Here is a 13,544-nt window from a genome sequence, read left to right on the forward strand (position 1 = left end):
CGTGGCGCTGCAAGAGGCTGCAGCAGCGCCCCAGGCGCCCGCCGCACCCACCGCCGCCGAGCACGATCAGCTGCAGCGTACTGCCGTGGGCTGGCAGCAGCGCGCCGAGTTCGCCGAGCGGAACTGGCTGCAGTGCTACCGCGTCGCACTGTGCAATGGCGCCGATCCTGGCGACTTCAAGCACAAGCCGGGCGATGCATGGCACGCAACTCCGGCGCCCGCCGCAGGGGCAGCGCCAACGGATGCGGACACCGTGGACGTGGTGGGCGTTCGTGCAAGCGGCGAGCACGTCAACCTCGGCAAGATGCCAATGCCGCCCACCATGAAAGCTCGGGACATCGCAACGTCCCAGTTCGGGGGCTTCCAAGATGGGGATGGCTCCGACGCAGAGATGTGCTTTGGAGCCCTTGAGGAATTGTTGGCATGGCTCATCGCGCAGGGCTGGAATGGCTCATCGCACAGGGCTGGGGTGCCAGTGCCAACGGAGGCGGAGCCGCCGGACCACGGCCCCGGCAATTTCGCCGAAAGGTTGCGCGACGTGACCCACAAGCTTCGCGGCTCCAACGATGGGCTCACCGCTGTGGCAGACAAGTGCGTGGCTATCGGCGTGGCGGCTGACGAGGCGCTCGCGCAGGCAGAGGACGCGGCAGAACACAACTTCAACATCATCCATGCGTTCGACAACTGGCTCTTGGAGCAAGGGCATTACCAGTGCCCGCACACCGAGGACGCAGATGGCGCCATGGCCCCCGTGCTGAACTGGATTGCTAGCGTCAATGCCATGGTCGCCGCCCGCGCGCGGCAGGAAGGCGGTGCAGCATGAACATCATGGAAAAGACACCGGCCATGCTGAACATCCGCATCGACGGCATGACCTGGGAAGAAGTGCGCGACATGATTGAAGAGCGGTTTGGCGCGCTCATGTGGTCGAACGGCGTGGCCTACCCCACCGGCACCGTGTCGATCAGCATGACCTTCGCAGAGCCAGCATCCGCCGTGGCGGTCCGCGCTGCAAAGGGACAGAAGGGACAAGCATGAGCACCGAAACCCCACAGGCCCTCACGCCTGTCGTCTCGCTGGTGTGGGGTGAGGCTAAAGACGGCACCTACTTCGCGCAGATGACCGTCTCCGGGCTAACGTCGGAAGACCAGGCCCGCGCCGCCATGGACCACATGCAGCGCCTCTTCTGCGGCGCGGAACAGGAGCCCATCCAATGAGCACCGACACCACCCTGGCGCCGTGCCCGTTCTGCGGCGGCGAGCCTTCAATCGTGGAGCGCCCCGACAACATAGACGGCACGGAGTTCTTCTACGCCATGGCCTGCTATTGCGGCGGGTACTCGGCACGGGCGCACCAGATGGCCATACGAAAGAATCCGGAGCAGGCGAAGGCGGATGCCATCGCCGCCTGGAACCGACGCGCTCTGGCGCCGGCCGTCGAAGAGTACGAGCAGGCTCTGGCACTGCTGGCCGGGCTGCACCCCGGCCTCACGATCGACGGGCCTCCGTTGGAGGTCGCGACGCGCATCTTCGATGCCGTCATGGCAGACCGGGCACACCACGAGCAGGAGATCCGCCGCCAGGAGCGCGCCCTGGAATCGATGCGCGCGCACGCCTGGCGCAGATCATGAAGAGCCCCACAAAGGGCCGCCCTCGCCTCACCTTCGCCGACCTGGCCCGGGTCCGGTGCATGGTCTGCGACAAGGACAAGACCGCCGAGGGAGCCCGCCCGTTCAGGGCCCATCACGTCTGCGCGGACTGCGTGCGCCAGGTCAACCAGCGCGCCGCGGCCCGGGCCGACGCGCCGGCGCCGCCGGGATAGCCCCGGCGCATCTCACAACCCAGCCCGCCACCCCGGCGGGTTTTCTTTTTCTGGAGTCCGTATGTCCGAGAACAGCAAGATCGAATGGACCGATCACACATTCAACCCCTGGGAAGGCTGCCAGAAGGTGGGCCCGGGCTGCGACCACTGCTACGCCGAGACGCGCAATGCGCGGTTCGCGGGTGGCACGGCCATCAACTGGGGCCCGGACGCGCCGCGGCGCCGCACCAGCACCAGCAACTGGGCAAAGCCCCGGGCCTGGAATGCCGCCGCCGCAGAGTTCTTCGCCAAGCACGGACGCCGGCAGCGCGTGTTCTGTGCCAGTTTGGCCGACGTGTTCGACACCGCGGTGCCGGTGCAGTGGCGCCGCGACCTGTTCGACCTGATCGAAGCCACTCCCCATCTGGACTGGCTGCTGCTCACCAAGCGGATAGGGAACGCTCGAAACCTGTACGCAGGTGCTTACCTGGATTCCGCGCGGCCCTGGCCGGACAACGTCTGGCTTGGCGCCACCGTTGTGACGCAAAAGGAGGTGGATCGCGACATCCCGAAGCTGCTGGCCGTGCCCGCACGCGTGCGGTTCCTGAGCATCGAGCCGCTGCTGGCCCTCGTATCGCTGCGCTGGTTGGCCGCTTGGCCCGAAAACACGGGCCGCCGCGCCGAGCACCCCAGCGGTAACACGCACCACCTCGACGGCCTGCGGCGCATCGACTGGGTGATCGTCGGCGGTGAGAGTGGCCCGGGCGCACGCCCCATGCATCCGGATTGGGCCCGCACAGTCCGCGACCAGTGCGCTGCGGCGGGCGTTCCCTTCTTGTTCAAGCAGTGGGGCGAGTGGGTGCCGCGCGGCCCGGAGAGCATGGGCTATCCCCTGGTCGAGGGCGTGCCCCGCGTCCGGCTCACCGACCTCGGCGAGAACGGCAGCGACTTGTCTGCCGAGGGAGACAACCACGTCTGGATGCAGCGCGCGGGCAAAAAGGCCGCCGGCCGGCTGCTCGATGGCCAGCAGCACGACGGGTTCCCGCCGTCCACGCCATGAGCCCCCAGGACGACTGGAAAGCGGCCGACAAGGCCTACCAGCTGCACCACGCCGGCTGCGGCACCTGCATCAGCGCAGGTGCGAGCCCCAAGAACCAGACCCGATGCCCGGAAGGCCAGGCGCTCTGGGACACCTACAACGCCGCCGACCTGCCCGCGTACTTCTCGCGGCCTCGCGCGCTCGACATCAAGCCCCCGCCACAAGGAAATACTCAATGACCGAAACACTCGCCCAGCTCGAAGCCCGCGATCAAGCCGTCGGGCCCACCATCCTCCTGGCCAGCGGCCGGTATTTCAGTTTCGACAAGCCGGAGAGCACGCCCGTCAGCGTGGAGGACATCGCTCACGCGCTGTCCCACCTCTGCCGGTTCACCGGGCACTGCCGCGGCTTCTACTCGGTCGCGCAGCACGCTGTCCTGGTCTCCCACCTGGTGCCGCCAGAGCACGCATTCCACGCACTGCACCACGACGACGTGGAGGCGGTCATGGGCGACATGTCCAGCCCCCTGAAACGCCTCATGCCCGAGTACAAGGCGCTGGAGCGCCGCGTGGAGGCCGCCATCCTGGCGCAATTCGGACTGCCTGCGGCCACGCCCGCAGAGGTCAAGCACGCGGACCTCGTGGCGCTACGCACGGAGCAGCGTGACCTGATGCACATCGACGGCGGCCGGTGGCCATCGCTGGACGGCATCGAGCCGACCCCAAGTTTCGGGCTGCAGCCCATGGGCCCCAATTCGGCGCGGCAGCTCTACCTTGCCCGGCACCGGGAGCTGCTGGCGGCGCGCGGTGCGCACGGGGCCGAGATCATTGCCCCCGCGAAGGACACGAAGCATTACACCCCAGCACCAGGCGAAGACGGATGGGTCACCGAGCGGATCTGGAAGGGCACCCCATACGACTTCATGCGCCTGGCCCGAGGGCTCGTGTACCTGACGCCGGAGCCCGCCGAAACACGGGCTCGCCAAATGACCAACGCGCCCGCCACTGGCGCAGAACGGACACCCGCATGAATATGGAAAGCCATATCACCCCGCAGGACGCCCCCATGGGCACCAAGGCGCCATCCATTGGCGGCGGATACTGGTGCAAGACCCCCAAGGGATGGAAATGGGGCGGCCCCGGCGGCAACGGCAGCACGCTTCCGCACCCGGGCGGCGACTGGGACGGACGGCTGCTGCCTCCATCGGGCACCCTGCCCGCCCAACGAACGCCCCAGCCCCCGGCAGATCGCCAGGCATGTGCGAAGGCGCTCGCCGCGGGCCTGCAAATGCCCAGTGCGAAGGCCCTGGAGATCATCAGGTACGTCTCCTGGGACCGGTCCTACAGCGTGTGCAATCTGGATGCGCTGGAGCTGGTCCGGGAGGTCGAGCGCTACTACGGACGGACGGAAGGAGGTGCAGCATGAAGATGGCCCGCCCTTCCGCCCGCGACATCGATGCAGCCGACGAACTTCACTGGGTGCTCTCCGCGATCGACTCACGATGGGGAGGCCCGTGGGCGACGGATGGCCCTGACGATCTTCGCGCCACACTCGCCGCAGACGAAGAGTTCGACTGCGACAACCGCGAGCACCTGCAGGCGCTGTACAACCACCTGGCCAAGCTGCTGCGGCGGGCGCCGAACTTCTACGGACGGGTGATCAACGGCATGTGCCATGTCATCTGCTGGGACCACAACGCGATCCTGGACCCGGCCGACGACTGCCTTTCGCTCCATCCCGACCTGGTAGCCGGCTTGGCGCTGCTGCACAAGCACCGGTCGGATTTCCTCCCACGGCTGGAGCGCGAGGCGCGCGCCGCCGTCGCGGCCCAGGTCGAGCACTCGGCGGCCACCCACCTGACAGCAATGCGCGCCGGCTGGGCGCAGAAAGCGAGTCCCGCATGAACAGCCCCATCAAGCCCACCATGGACCTGCAGGAAACGGCCGACACGCTGAAGATGCACCCGCACTCGGTGGAGAAGCTGATCCGCCGGGGCGATCTGCCGGCGGGCAAGGCCGGCCGGGCCTACCTGCTCCTCACGCGCGACGTGCTCGCCTACGCCGAGAAGATCGTCATCGAGCAGACCGCCGAACGCCTGAGCCGCCAACCTACCAGAGCGCCTTCGACAGGTCGGAAGCGCGGAGGTTCGCGTAGCGCATCAGCATCCGCTGGCTCTTGTGCCCGGTGATTTTCATGATCTGCGTGTCCGAGAGCTGCGTGCGCTCGAACAGCCGGCTCGTGGCCTCGTGCCGCAGATCATGGAATTTCAGCCCCTGGGCACCGGCCTGGGAAAAGATGTCGATGAACAGCTTGCTCAGGTAGTCGCTCGTCGCGTCCAGATCATTCGCTTCCCCATTCCACCAGGGGAACAACCGCGTGCCGGGCTCAGGGGAGGGCCCGTGCACATCATCCAGGTAGCTCCGCAGCTCGGCCAGCGCGACCGACGACAGCGGCACCTGCCTCTTGTCCCCATTTTTCGTCTTGTCCAAGAACACCGTGCGCCGCGGTAGGTCCAGCTGGGCCAGGTGCAGGGTGAACATTTCCCGCAGTCGCATGGCCGATTCCACGGCCAGGATCATCAGGCAGCGCAGTGCCCGGGGGTGCTCCAGCACCAGCGGCCGCTGCTTGCGCGCCAGCACCCCGCCGGCCAACACGGCAAGCGCCTGCTCGAACTCGCCCTCCTCCAGCCGTCGATCGCGCTCCACGTCCTCGCGCCTCACGCCGGCGATCGCCTCGTCCGCCTTGGTGTACTGGGCGTAGCCCTCGGGGAGCGTGCGCAGCGGGTGGTCCGGCATGACCAGGAAGCCCTTGCGCATGCCCCAGTCGCAGCACCGCGCGAGCGCCCCCACCTTGGCCCGGATCGAAGCCGGCGCGAGCTTGTCGACCCGCTTCATTTCCGAGATCCAGTCGTCCACCCAGCCGGAATCGATCTTCGTGAGAGGGGCACCGCCGCGGGACGCCACGATGGTGTTCAGGGCGCCGATGTCCTTCTTCGACGGGTGCGCATCCCGGATGAAAAGCCCCACCAGCTGCTGGATGGTCATGGGCCGATCTGGCGTGCGCAGCTCGGTGGGTACGATTCCCCGTTCCAGCAGGGCGTCGAGCCTGGCCGCGTACCGGTCTCCCTCCTCCTCATCATCGAAGCTCAGGTACAGCGGCTTCTCCAGCACGCCGGCCCGCTTGAAGATGTATTCCCACGAGTTGCCCCGTTTTCTCTTGCCTGCCATGGCCCTCCTGAGCGTTGGTTGCGGCGGCGATTCTACGCCGTTCACGGAGTTAGCACGGGCGGCAAGCGGCGTTTTGTGGGTGGCAGTGGCGTCCTTTGGCGTCCCTAGAAGGTGGCAAAACGGGCAAAGAAAAAGGGTCTAGATTGCTCTAGACCCTTGATTTCATTAGGTTTTTAGTGGTGGGTGCTGACGGGGTCGAACCGCCGACCTACGCCTTGTAAGGGCGCCGCTCTACCAACTGAGCTAAGCACCCCACCTTGAACCTCGAGCCTCAGTTGAGGGCATCCTTCAATGCCTTGCCGGGGCGGAACTTCGGAACTTTAGCAGCCTTGATCTTAATCGTATCGCCCGTACGGGGATTGCGGCCCGTGCGCGCAGCGCGCTTGCCCACCGCGAACGTACCGAAACCGACCAGAGACACCGTGCCGCCCTTCTTCAGGGTCTTCTTGACCGACTCGATCATGGACTCCAGCGCGCGCGCAGCGGCTGCCTTGGAGATGTCGGCGTTGGTCGCAATTTGCTCAATCAGTTCGGACTTGTTCACAAGAAGCCTCTCGGGAAAGGGTGTGGAGGAAATGTCTGGCGCGAATCTGGCCTTCACACGCGCCGGAACGGCCGCTGCGGGCGGGGTTGGGCACGGGGCGTGGAAGGGGCTGGCATGGGGCAGATGCCGCTGTGCCAGATTAAAGCCATCGACTTTCCGGGTGTCAATACAACGGGCCGTTTTGCGACGGCGGAAGCTGTGGATTTTAGCGGCAATTCCAGAGGCGCCAGGCGATGCGCGGGGTTTGCGCAACGGGCGTCGCGCGCGCTATCGCAAGCACCCATTGACATGCGGCAGGGCCGCGCCGCTCACCGCTTGACGCGCGCGCGGATCTCCGGCAAAGCCTTCTGCAGGTAATAGACCATGGACCACACGGTGAGCACCGCGGCCAGCCAGATCAGCCACGTGCCCCAGACGCCCGTGTCGATGGTGCCGGCGACGCGCCCGTCGTAGAGCAGGAACGGGATGGCGACCATCTGCACCGTGGTCTTCACCTTGCCCAGCATGTGCACCGCCACGCTGCGCGAGGCCCCGATCTGCGCCATCCATTCGCGCAGGGCGGAGATCGCGATCTCCCGGCCGATGATGATGAGCGCAACGAACACGTCGGCGCGCTGCAGGTGCACCAGCACGAGCAGCGACGCGCAGACGAGGAATTTGTCGGCGACCGGATCGAGGAAGGCGCCGAAGGAGGAGGTCTGGTTCAGCTTGCGCGCCAGGTAGCCGTCGAGCCAGTCGGTGGCGGCGAACACCACGAACATCACCGTGGCGATGAGGTTGCGCGTGGCCGGCTCCAGCGGCGCGTAGAACACGCCCACGATCAAGGGTATCGCGACGATGCGCGTCCAGGTCATGATGGTGGGAATGGTCAGGAACATGGGTCGATTGTGTCATGCCACCATGGCCGCCGCCGGCTCAGCGCAGCGCCCGGTATATCTCCTGCGCGAGCTCCAGCGAGATGCCGTCCACCGTGGCCAGATCCTCCACGCTGGCCGCCGCCACGCCCCGCACCCCGCCGAAGCGCTGCAGCAGGCGCGCGCGCTTCTTGGGGCCCACGCCGGGGATCTCCTCCAGCTGCCCGCCGCCCACGCGCACCCTGGCGCGCGCGGCGCGCATGCCGGTGATGGCGAAGCGGTGGGCCTCGTCGCGGATCTGGGCCACCAGCATGAGCGCGGCGGAGTCGCGGCCGAGGTAGATCTTCTCGCGGCCGTCGGCGAAGACGAGTTCCTCCAGCCCGACCTTGCGGCCCTCGCCTTTCTCCACGCCGACGATGCGGGACAGCTCCAGGCCCAGCTCGGTGAACACTTCGCGCGCCATGCTGACCTGCCCCTTGCCGCCGTCGATCAGAACGAGGTCCGGCAGGCGCGCCTGCCCGGGTGCCGGCTCGGCGCCGCCGGCCTCGCGCTGCGCCTCCGCGACCTTGCTGTAGCGCCGCGTGAGCACCTGCCGCATGGCGGCGTAATCGTCACCGCCGGTGATGCCCTCGATCTTGTAGCGGCGGTACTCGCTGCTCTGCATGCGGTGGTGGTGGAAGACCACGCACGACGCCTGCGTAGCCTCGCCCGCCGTGTGGGAAATGTCGAAGCACTCGATGGTGAGCGACTCCAGGTCGTCCATGGGCAGGTCCAGCGCCTCGGCCAATGCGCGCGTGCGGGCCTGCTGGGAGCCCTCTTCGGAGAGCAGCCGCGCGAGCTGGATGTCGGCATTCTTCTGCGCCATCTCCAGCCAGGCGCGGCGCTGCTCGCGCGGCTGGTGCACCGCGCCCACGCGGATGCCGGCCTGCTGCGAGAGCGCCTCCAGCAACGCGCGGTCCACCGGCTCGCTGGTGACGAGCACGGGCGGCACGGGCACGCCGATGTAGTGCTGGGCGATGAAGGCCTCCAGCACCTGCACTTCGAGCGAGCGCTGCGGGGCACGGGGTGCGGCGGGGGGCGCCTCCGCCGCGCCTGCCGCTTCGGCCGCGCCATCGGGGCCGTCGCCCCCGTCGCCCCACTCTTCCAGCTGGTACACCGCGGCCGCGTCTTCCACGTGGACGGGAAAGTACGGCCGGTCGCCCAGGTGGCGGCCGCCGCGCACCATGGCGAGGTTGACGCAGGCGCGCCCCCCCAGCACCTTCACGGCCAGGATGTCCACGTCCTTGTCGGAAACCGTCTCGATGGCCTGCTGGTGCAGCACGCGCGACAGCGCCGTGATCTGGTTGCGGATGTCCGCCGCCTGCTCGAACTCCAGCCGTTCGGAGTGCGCCATCATGCGCGCCTCCAGCGCTTCCAGCAGTTCCCTGGTCTCGCCGCGCAGCATGGCGTCGGCGTTGCGCACGTCCAGCGCATAGGCCTCGGGAGAGATGAGGTCCACGCACGGGCCGGAGCAGCGCTTGATCTGGTAGAGCAGGCAGGGCCGCGTGCGGTTGGCGAAGACGGTGTCCTCGCAGGTGCGCAGCCGGAACACCTTCTGCAGCAGCAGGATGGTTTCCTTCACCGCCCAGGCACCGGGATAGGGGCCGAAGTACCGGTGCCGCTTGTCCACGGCGCCGCGGTAGTAGGCCACCCGCGGAAACCGCTGGCCGGGCTGCTCGCCGGTGCCGTCGCGCGCGGCCACGCCCGTGATCTTCAGGTAGGGATAGCTCTTGTCGTCGCGGAACAGGATGTTGTAGCGCGGGTTCAGCGACTTGATGAGGTTGTTTTCCAGCAGCAGCGCCTCGGCCTCGGAGCGCACCACGGTGGTCTCCAGCCGGGCGATCTTGCCCACCATGTGGCCGATGCGCGTGCCGCCATGGGTCTTGGTGAAATAGCTGGAGACGCGCTTTTTCAGGTTGCGGGCCTTGCCCACGTAGAGCAGCCCGCCCTGGGCATCGAAGTAGCGGTACACGCCCGGCAGCGGTGGCAGCGAGGCCACCTGCGCGAGCAGTTCATCGGAGTGCACGTCGGACATGGGCGTATTGTGGCCGGCGCGCACGGCCGCGCCGGCCGGAGGGCTGCGAAGGCCCCCGCCCGCCCGGGCCTTGTCAGCGGCCGCCGTACGCGCGGCGCACCAGCGCGGCCGCGAGGATCTCGGACGGATCCACCAGCGTCCAGCCGGCGGCCTCGGGCGCATCGGGCAGCGCCAGCGGGATCTCCGTGCAGGCCATGACGAGCGGAACGTCGCCGTGCTGCGCGCGCACCGCCTGCCCCGCCTCGGCGAACCGGCGGCGCGCCAGGGCCATGTCGCCGGCCTTCACGCCATCGTAGATGCCCGCCATCAGCAACTCCTTCGCCTTGGCAGAGGGCAGCACGCATTCCACGCCGTGCGTGGCGAAGGCTTCGTCGTACAGGCCCATGCCGTAGGTGCCCTGCGTGGCCAGCAGCGCCGCGCGGCGGATCCCGCGGCGCTGCAGTTCCGCGGCGGTGTCCCGCGCGATGTGCAGCAGTTCCACGCCGGGCACGCGCTCCTGCAGCGCCGCGTGCCAGGCATGCGCCGTGTTGCACGACATGGCCGCGGCACGCGCGCCCACCGCCGCCAGGCGCTCCAGCGCCGACACCAGCCCCTCGAGCGGCTGTGGCGCCGCCGGATCGCGCAGTGCCTGCGTGCGGTCCGCCACCGGCACCTGGGCGATCCAGTGCTCGGGGAACGCCTGATCGCGCACGGCCTGGCCATGGTCGCGCAGCCATTGTTCCGACGCACGCACGAACAGCCGCGCGAAATCCACGCCCGCGGCAGGGCCCATGCCGGCCACGATGCCGACGGTCATCGCGGACACGACGGCCGCGGACGGGTTTGCAGTTGCAGTCATTTTTCTTCAGTCCGGTGATCGACGGGATTGTGCGCAGATTTTGACAACGACACGGCCTCACCCTTCAGAAGGCCGCGGAGCAGGCCAAGCCAGCAGACGCCGTGGAACCGGCTCCGCCGGGCCACCGGCGTCGTCCCCCTGCCCGCCGTGCCCGGCACGGCGAGAAAGGGGCTGAGGGCCGCGGCTCCGAGCCTGCCTGCGCAGGCTCGGACGTGCCCGAAGGGCTGCCGCCTCTGGCGGTTGCATGGAAGCGGCGCAGCCGCTCAGGGGGGTGTTCTCAGTGCCTACCTCAACATACTGGACATGGCAGAGAGGCCATTGACCATCCGCACCGCCGACTCGGTATCGGGCGCGGTGAACCGCAGCGCGTCGGGCGCCGTGCGCTCCAGCGCGGGCCACTGGCAGAACAGGTCGGCCAGCGCCACCGACTGCGCCTCCAGATCGACCGTGACCGGACCGTCGATGCGGAAAGGCCGGGCCTGTCCGGCCGCGGTCATGGCCCGGGACACGCCTTCGCGGATGGCCGCGCAGGCACGCTCGGGCGACAGGCTGATGCCGCTGTTGGCGCCCGTGGCGCGCTTGGTCTGCACGAACTGCGCGTGCGGGAACAGCTCGCGCGTCTCCGCGATGAAGGCATCGTCGCCGGAAGCGGCGATGACCGGCGCCCCGTAGGCCCCGGCGAGGGCGCCGTAGATGCCGGCCTCGCCCAGCTCCCGCCCGTTGAGCGCGATGCGGGCGAACGCGAAGCTGTTGATGGTGTGGGCCAGGATGCCGTGGGCCCGCGATTTCGCGTGGTAGCCGATGAAGCACACGCCATCCATGCCGAGCTCCACGCCGGCCACCATGCTCAGGTAGCGCGGCTTGCCCTGGATGGCCTGGGCGCGCGGATCGAGCAGGTCCGGCGGCATGTTGCGGAAGCCCCCGTGCGAATCGTTGACGAACACCTCGGCGGCGCCACCGTCGAACGCCCCGGCGATGGCGGCATTCGCCTCGGCGGCCATGAGGCGCCGGGCGCGCTCGTATTCCGGATTGCCGGCGCGCACCTGTTCGGGGTGGTAGACACCAGCCACGCCTTCGATATCGACGGAGATGAGGATTTTCATGGAACGCTGCACTGGGCGAAAAAGGAAGGGTTGGGCGTGGGAGGACGGCGACGTGGGGAGTCAGCCGGACCGGGAGAGGAGGTCCCGCAGCGTGCCGCGGTGGTGCCCGTCCCTGCCGGTGACGGGCTCCGCATGCCAGAGCGCATGGACGATGGCCTGCTCCACGCTGTCGGCCGCGGCCTGGAACAGGCCGTCGAGCAGGCCCTCGTGCACCATCGCCACGGCCGGCATGGGCTCCTGCGGCAGGTGCGGCAGGGTGTAGGCGGTGGAGAACGCCAGGGCGATGTCGCCGCTGCCGTGGCCATAGACCGAACCCGTGCGCGCGAGACCCGCGGCGGCCCGCCAGGCCAGGCGGCGCAGTTGGCGGGCGTCCAGCGGAGCGTCGGTGGCCAGCACCATGATGATCGAGCCCTTCTCGGGCCCGGCCGCGGCGGTGCGCGCCTCGGCCGCGAGCCGGGCGGCCAGGGACGCACCGATCGGCGCGCCGCCCCAGACGAGGTTCGGCAGCAGGCCGTAGTTGGCGAGCACCAGCGCGCCCACGGTGCAATGGCCACCAGCCAGCGGAACGCGGCGCGACGCGGTGCCGATGCCCCCCTTGAGCTGGAAGCTCGACATGCCGCGGCCCGCGCCCACGGCACCCTGGGGCACCTGCGCCCGGGCCGCCCCGCAGGCGGCGCGGTAGTGGTCCTCGCCGAGGGACATGCGCTGGATGTCGTTCAGGTAGCCGTCGTTGCACTCCAGCACCAGCGGATTGACCGTGGGCAGGGCGCGCCCGGTCTCGGGGTTGGCGCGCACGCAGTCGCGGATCTGCGCCTGCGCCAGCGCGCCGACGGAGAAGGTGTTGGTGAGCGCGATCGGCGTCTCGAGCTGGCCCAGCTCTTCCAGCTGCACCAGGCCCACGCTCTTGCCGAAGCCGTTGATGACCGCGGCACCCGCCGGCACCTTGTGGCGGTACGGGTCCTGCGCGTGCGGATGGATCACCGTCACGCCGGTCTGCACCGGGCCGTCGTCCAGCGTGGCATGGCCGACGGTGACGCCGGCCACGTCGGTGATCGCATCCAGGGGGCCCGCGTCCAGCAGGCCGATGCGCGGCGGCGCCGTGGCGGCGGGGTCGCGCGCGCTCATGTCTGCCGGTCGATCTTGGGGTCCAGCGCGTCGCGCAGGCCGTCGCCCAGCAGGTTGAAGGCCAGCACCGTCAGGAAGATGGCGAGGCTGGGGAACAGCGCGACGTGCGGCGCGTTCACCATGTCGGCACGCGCTTCGTTGAGCATGGCGCCCCACTCCGGCGTCGGCGGCTGCGCGCCCATGCCGAGGAAGGACAGGCTGGCGGCCGTGATGATGGAGGTGCCCACGCGCATCGTGAAGTACACGACGATGGAGGAGATGGTGCCCGGCAGGATGTGCCGCACGATGATGGTCCAGTCCGAGGCGCCGATGCTGCGCGCGGACTCGATGTAGGTCATCTGCTTGAGCACCAGCGTGTTGCCGCGCACCAGCCGCGCGAAGGCCGGCACGCTGAACACCGCCACGGCCACCACCACGTTGGTCATGCTGCTGCCCAGGATGGCGACCACGCCCAGCGCCAGCAGGATGCCGGGGAAGGCGAACAGCACGTCGGAGATGCGCATCACGATGCGATCCCACCAGCCTTCGTAGTAGCCGGCCAGCAGGCCCAGCGTGGTGCCGATCAGGCAGCCGATCGCCACCGAGAGGAAGCCCGCGGCCAGCGAGATGCGCGCGCCCATCAGGATGCGGCTGAAGATGTCGCGGCCCAGCGGATCGACGCCGAACCAGTGCATGGCCGAGGGGCCGTCGTTGATCCGGTCGTAGTCGAAGAAGTTCTCCGCGTCGAAGGGCACGATGGCCGGAGCCAGCACGGCCACGGCGACGAGCAGCACGACGAACACCAGCGCGGCCACCGCGACGTGCTGCTTCTTGAACTTGCGCCAGAACTCGCGCCAGGGGGTGCGCACCTTGGAGGCGCCGGCGGCGGGGGCCACCGAGGCCGCGGCGATCTGGGCGGCGTCGGGCGGGGTGGGAATGGAGGGCGTGGTCATACCGTGTC

19 protein-coding genes and 1 tRNA gene are annotated in these 13,544 nt (G+C 68.8%); 11 read left to right on the top strand and 9 right to left on the bottom strand.

The features are described from left to right. The 11 genes from BLR99_RS23010 to BLR99_RS04635 all read left to right on the top strand — a co-directional run. Positions 1 to 823, top strand: an 823-nt coding sequence (locus BLR99_RS23010; protein ID WP_211481575.1) for a hypothetical protein, incomplete at its 5' end; no start/stop codon positions are given. Continuing rightward, positions 820 to 1,038 carry a hypothetical protein gene (locus tag BLR99_RS04590; protein WP_011794811.1) on the top strand — a complete coding sequence of 73 codons (219 nt, stop codon included), beginning with the start codon at positions 820 to 822 and terminating at the stop codon, positions 1,036 to 1,038. The genes BLR99_RS23010 and BLR99_RS04590, both read left to right, overlap by 4 nt. Further along, on the top strand, positions 1,035 to 1,217 hold the full coding sequence (locus tag BLR99_RS04595; protein WP_011794810.1) for a hypothetical protein: 183 nt from the start codon (positions 1,035 to 1,037) through the stop codon (positions 1,215 to 1,217). Before BLR99_RS04590 ends, BLR99_RS04595 begins: the two co-directional genes overlap by 4 nt. Then, positions 1,214 to 1,630, top strand: a complete 417-nt coding sequence (locus tag BLR99_RS04600; protein ID WP_011794809.1) for a Lar family restriction alleviation protein — start codon at positions 1,214 to 1,216, stop codon at positions 1,628 to 1,630. The genes BLR99_RS04595 and BLR99_RS04600 overlap by 4 nt, the downstream gene beginning before the upstream one ends. Beyond that, positions 1,627 to 1,821 carry a hypothetical protein gene (locus BLR99_RS04605; RefSeq protein WP_011794808.1) on the top strand — a complete coding sequence of 65 codons (195 nt, stop codon included), beginning with the start codon at positions 1,627 to 1,629 and terminating at the stop codon, positions 1,819 to 1,821. Before BLR99_RS04600 ends, BLR99_RS04605 begins: the two co-directional genes overlap by 4 nt. Before the next feature lie 61 nt (positions 1,822 to 1,882). Continuing rightward, entirely contained in the window at positions 1,883 to 2,860 is a 978-nt protein-coding gene (locus BLR99_RS04610) for a phage Gp37/Gp68 family protein (RefSeq protein ID WP_011794807.1), read from the top strand. Continuing rightward, positions 2,857 to 3,078 (top strand): hypothetical protein, encoded by a 222-nt coding sequence (locus tag BLR99_RS04615; protein WP_011794806.1) that lies wholly within the window; start codon positions 2,857 to 2,859, stop codon positions 3,076 to 3,078. Before BLR99_RS04610 ends, BLR99_RS04615 begins: the two co-directional genes overlap by 4 nt. Further along, entirely contained in the window at positions 3,075 to 3,869 is a 795-nt protein-coding gene (locus BLR99_RS23245) for an HD domain-containing protein (protein WP_011794805.1), read from the top strand. The genes BLR99_RS04615 and BLR99_RS23245 overlap by 4 nt, the downstream gene beginning before the upstream one ends. Further along, positions 3,866 to 4,264, top strand: a complete 399-nt coding sequence (locus BLR99_RS04625; RefSeq protein WP_011794804.1) for a hypothetical protein — start codon at positions 3,866 to 3,868, stop codon at positions 4,262 to 4,264. Before BLR99_RS23245 ends, BLR99_RS04625 begins: the two co-directional genes overlap by 4 nt. Next, entirely contained in the window at positions 4,261 to 4,743 is a 483-nt protein-coding gene (locus tag BLR99_RS04630) for a hypothetical protein (RefSeq protein ID WP_011794803.1), read from the top strand. Before BLR99_RS04625 ends, BLR99_RS04630 begins: the two co-directional genes overlap by 4 nt. After that, positions 4,740 to 5,027 (top strand): helix-turn-helix domain-containing protein, encoded by a 288-nt coding sequence (locus tag BLR99_RS04635; RefSeq protein ID WP_074686899.1) that lies wholly within the window; start codon positions 4,740 to 4,742, stop codon positions 5,025 to 5,027. The genes BLR99_RS04630 and BLR99_RS04635 overlap by 4 nt, the downstream gene beginning before the upstream one ends. On the opposite strand, the gene BLR99_RS04640 is transcribed toward BLR99_RS04635, so the two are convergent. The 9 genes from BLR99_RS04640 to gsiD form a co-directional block, all read right to left on the bottom strand. Then, entirely contained in the window at positions 4,948 to 6,066 is a 1,119-nt protein-coding gene (locus tag BLR99_RS04640) for a site-specific integrase (RefSeq protein WP_011794802.1), read from the bottom strand. The genes BLR99_RS04635 and BLR99_RS04640 overlap by 80 nt on opposite strands. 177 nt (positions 6,067 to 6,243) lie before the next feature. After that, positions 6,244 to 6,319: transfer RNA gene (locus BLR99_RS04645), tRNA-Val, on the bottom strand. Positions 6,320 to 6,337: 18 nt separating this feature from the next. Further along, complete coding sequence (locus BLR99_RS04650; RefSeq protein ID WP_011794801.1) at positions 6,338 to 6,610, bottom strand: HU family DNA-binding protein; 273 nt, start codon at positions 6,608 to 6,610, stop codon at positions 6,338 to 6,340. A 308-nt stretch (positions 6,611 to 6,918) separates the two neighbouring features. Beyond that, positions 6,919 to 7,488, bottom strand: coding sequence for a CDP-diacylglycerol--glycerol-3-phosphate 3-phosphatidyltransferase (gene pgsA, locus BLR99_RS04655; RefSeq protein ID WP_011794800.1), 570 nt, complete (start codon positions 7,486 to 7,488; stop codon positions 6,919 to 6,921). A gap of 37 nt (positions 7,489 to 7,525) precedes the next feature. Beyond that, positions 7,526 to 9,538 carry an excinuclease ABC subunit UvrC gene (gene uvrC / locus BLR99_RS04660; RefSeq protein WP_011794799.1) on the bottom strand — a complete coding sequence of 671 codons (2,013 nt, stop codon included), beginning with the start codon at positions 9,536 to 9,538 and terminating at the stop codon, positions 7,526 to 7,528. 73 nt (positions 9,539 to 9,611) lie between these two features. Then, entirely contained in the window at positions 9,612 to 10,376 is a 765-nt protein-coding gene (locus BLR99_RS04665; RefSeq protein ID WP_082082005.1) for an aspartate/glutamate racemase family protein, read from the bottom strand. A gap of 284 nt (positions 10,377 to 10,660) precedes the next feature. Next, positions 10,661 to 11,479 (bottom strand): M55 family metallopeptidase, encoded by an 819-nt coding sequence (locus tag BLR99_RS04670; protein WP_011794797.1) that lies wholly within the window; start codon positions 11,477 to 11,479, stop codon positions 10,661 to 10,663. Positions 11,480 to 11,539: 60 nt separating this feature from the next. Beyond that, positions 11,540 to 12,604 (bottom strand): P1 family peptidase, encoded by a 1,065-nt coding sequence (locus BLR99_RS04675; RefSeq protein ID WP_011794796.1) that lies wholly within the window; start codon positions 12,602 to 12,604, stop codon positions 11,540 to 11,542. Further along, the gene (gene gsiD / locus BLR99_RS04680; protein ID WP_011794795.1) at positions 12,601 to 13,536 is read right to left on the bottom strand and encodes a glutathione ABC transporter permease GsiD; all 936 of its coding nucleotides are present in this window, start codon (positions 13,534 to 13,536) and stop codon (positions 12,601 to 12,603) included. Before gsiD ends, BLR99_RS04675 begins: the two co-directional genes overlap by 4 nt. Between the last annotated feature and the right edge of the window lie 8 nt (positions 13,537 to 13,544).

The sequence above is a fragment of the Paracidovorax citrulli genome, from assembly GCF_900100305.1.
GTDB lineage: Bacteria > Pseudomonadota > Gammaproteobacteria > Burkholderiales > Burkholderiaceae_C > Paracidovorax > Paracidovorax citrulli.

Coding starts and splice junctions, on each gene's coding strand:
- BLR99_RS04590 (WP_011794811.1), top strand. CDS start 820: ATGAACATCATGGAAAAGACACCGGCCATGCTGAACATCCGCATCGAC.
- BLR99_RS04595 (WP_011794810.1), top strand. CDS start 1,035: ATGAGCACCGAAACCCCACAGGCCCTCACGCCTGTCGTCTCGCTGGTG.
- BLR99_RS04600 (WP_011794809.1), top strand. CDS start 1,214: ATGAGCACCGACACCACCCTGGCGCCGTGCCCGTTCTGCGGCGGCGAG.
- BLR99_RS04605 (WP_011794808.1), top strand. CDS start 1,627: ATGAAGAGCCCCACAAAGGGCCGCCCTCGCCTCACCTTCGCCGACCTG.
- BLR99_RS04610 (WP_011794807.1), top strand. CDS start 1,883: ATGTCCGAGAACAGCAAGATCGAATGGACCGATCACACATTCAACCCC.
- BLR99_RS04615 (WP_011794806.1), top strand. CDS start 2,857: ATGAGCCCCCAGGACGACTGGAAAGCGGCCGACAAGGCCTACCAGCTG.
- BLR99_RS23245 (WP_011794805.1), top strand. CDS start 3,075: ATGACCGAAACACTCGCCCAGCTCGAAGCCCGCGATCAAGCCGTCGGG.
- BLR99_RS04625 (WP_011794804.1), top strand. CDS start 3,866: ATGAATATGGAAAGCCATATCACCCCGCAGGACGCCCCCATGGGCACC.
- BLR99_RS04630 (WP_011794803.1), top strand. CDS start 4,261: ATGAAGATGGCCCGCCCTTCCGCCCGCGACATCGATGCAGCCGACGAA.
- BLR99_RS04635 (WP_074686899.1), top strand. CDS start 4,740: ATGAACAGCCCCATCAAGCCCACCATGGACCTGCAGGAAACGGCCGAC.
- BLR99_RS04640 (WP_011794802.1), bottom strand. CDS start 6,066: ATGGCAGGCAAGAGAAAACGGGGCAACTCGTGGGAATACATCTTCAAG.
- pgsA (WP_011794800.1), bottom strand. CDS start 7,488: ATGTTCCTGACCATTCCCACCATCATGACCTGGACGCGCATCGTCGCG.
- uvrC (WP_011794799.1), bottom strand. CDS start 9,538: ATGTCCGACGTGCACTCCGATGAACTGCTCGCGCAGGTGGCCTCGCTG.
- BLR99_RS04665 (WP_082082005.1), bottom strand. CDS start 10,376: ATGACTGCAACTGCAAACCCGTCCGCGGCCGTCGTGTCCGCGATGACC.
- BLR99_RS04670 (WP_011794797.1), bottom strand. CDS start 11,479: ATGAAAATCCTCATCTCCGTCGATATCGAAGGCGTGGCTGGTGTCTAC.
- BLR99_RS04675 (WP_011794796.1), bottom strand. CDS start 12,604: ATGAGCGCGCGCGACCCCGCCGCCACGGCGCCGCCGCGCATCGGCCTG.
- gsiD (WP_011794795.1), bottom strand. CDS start 13,536: ATGACCACGCCCTCCATTCCCACCCCGCCCGACGCCGCCCAGATCGCC.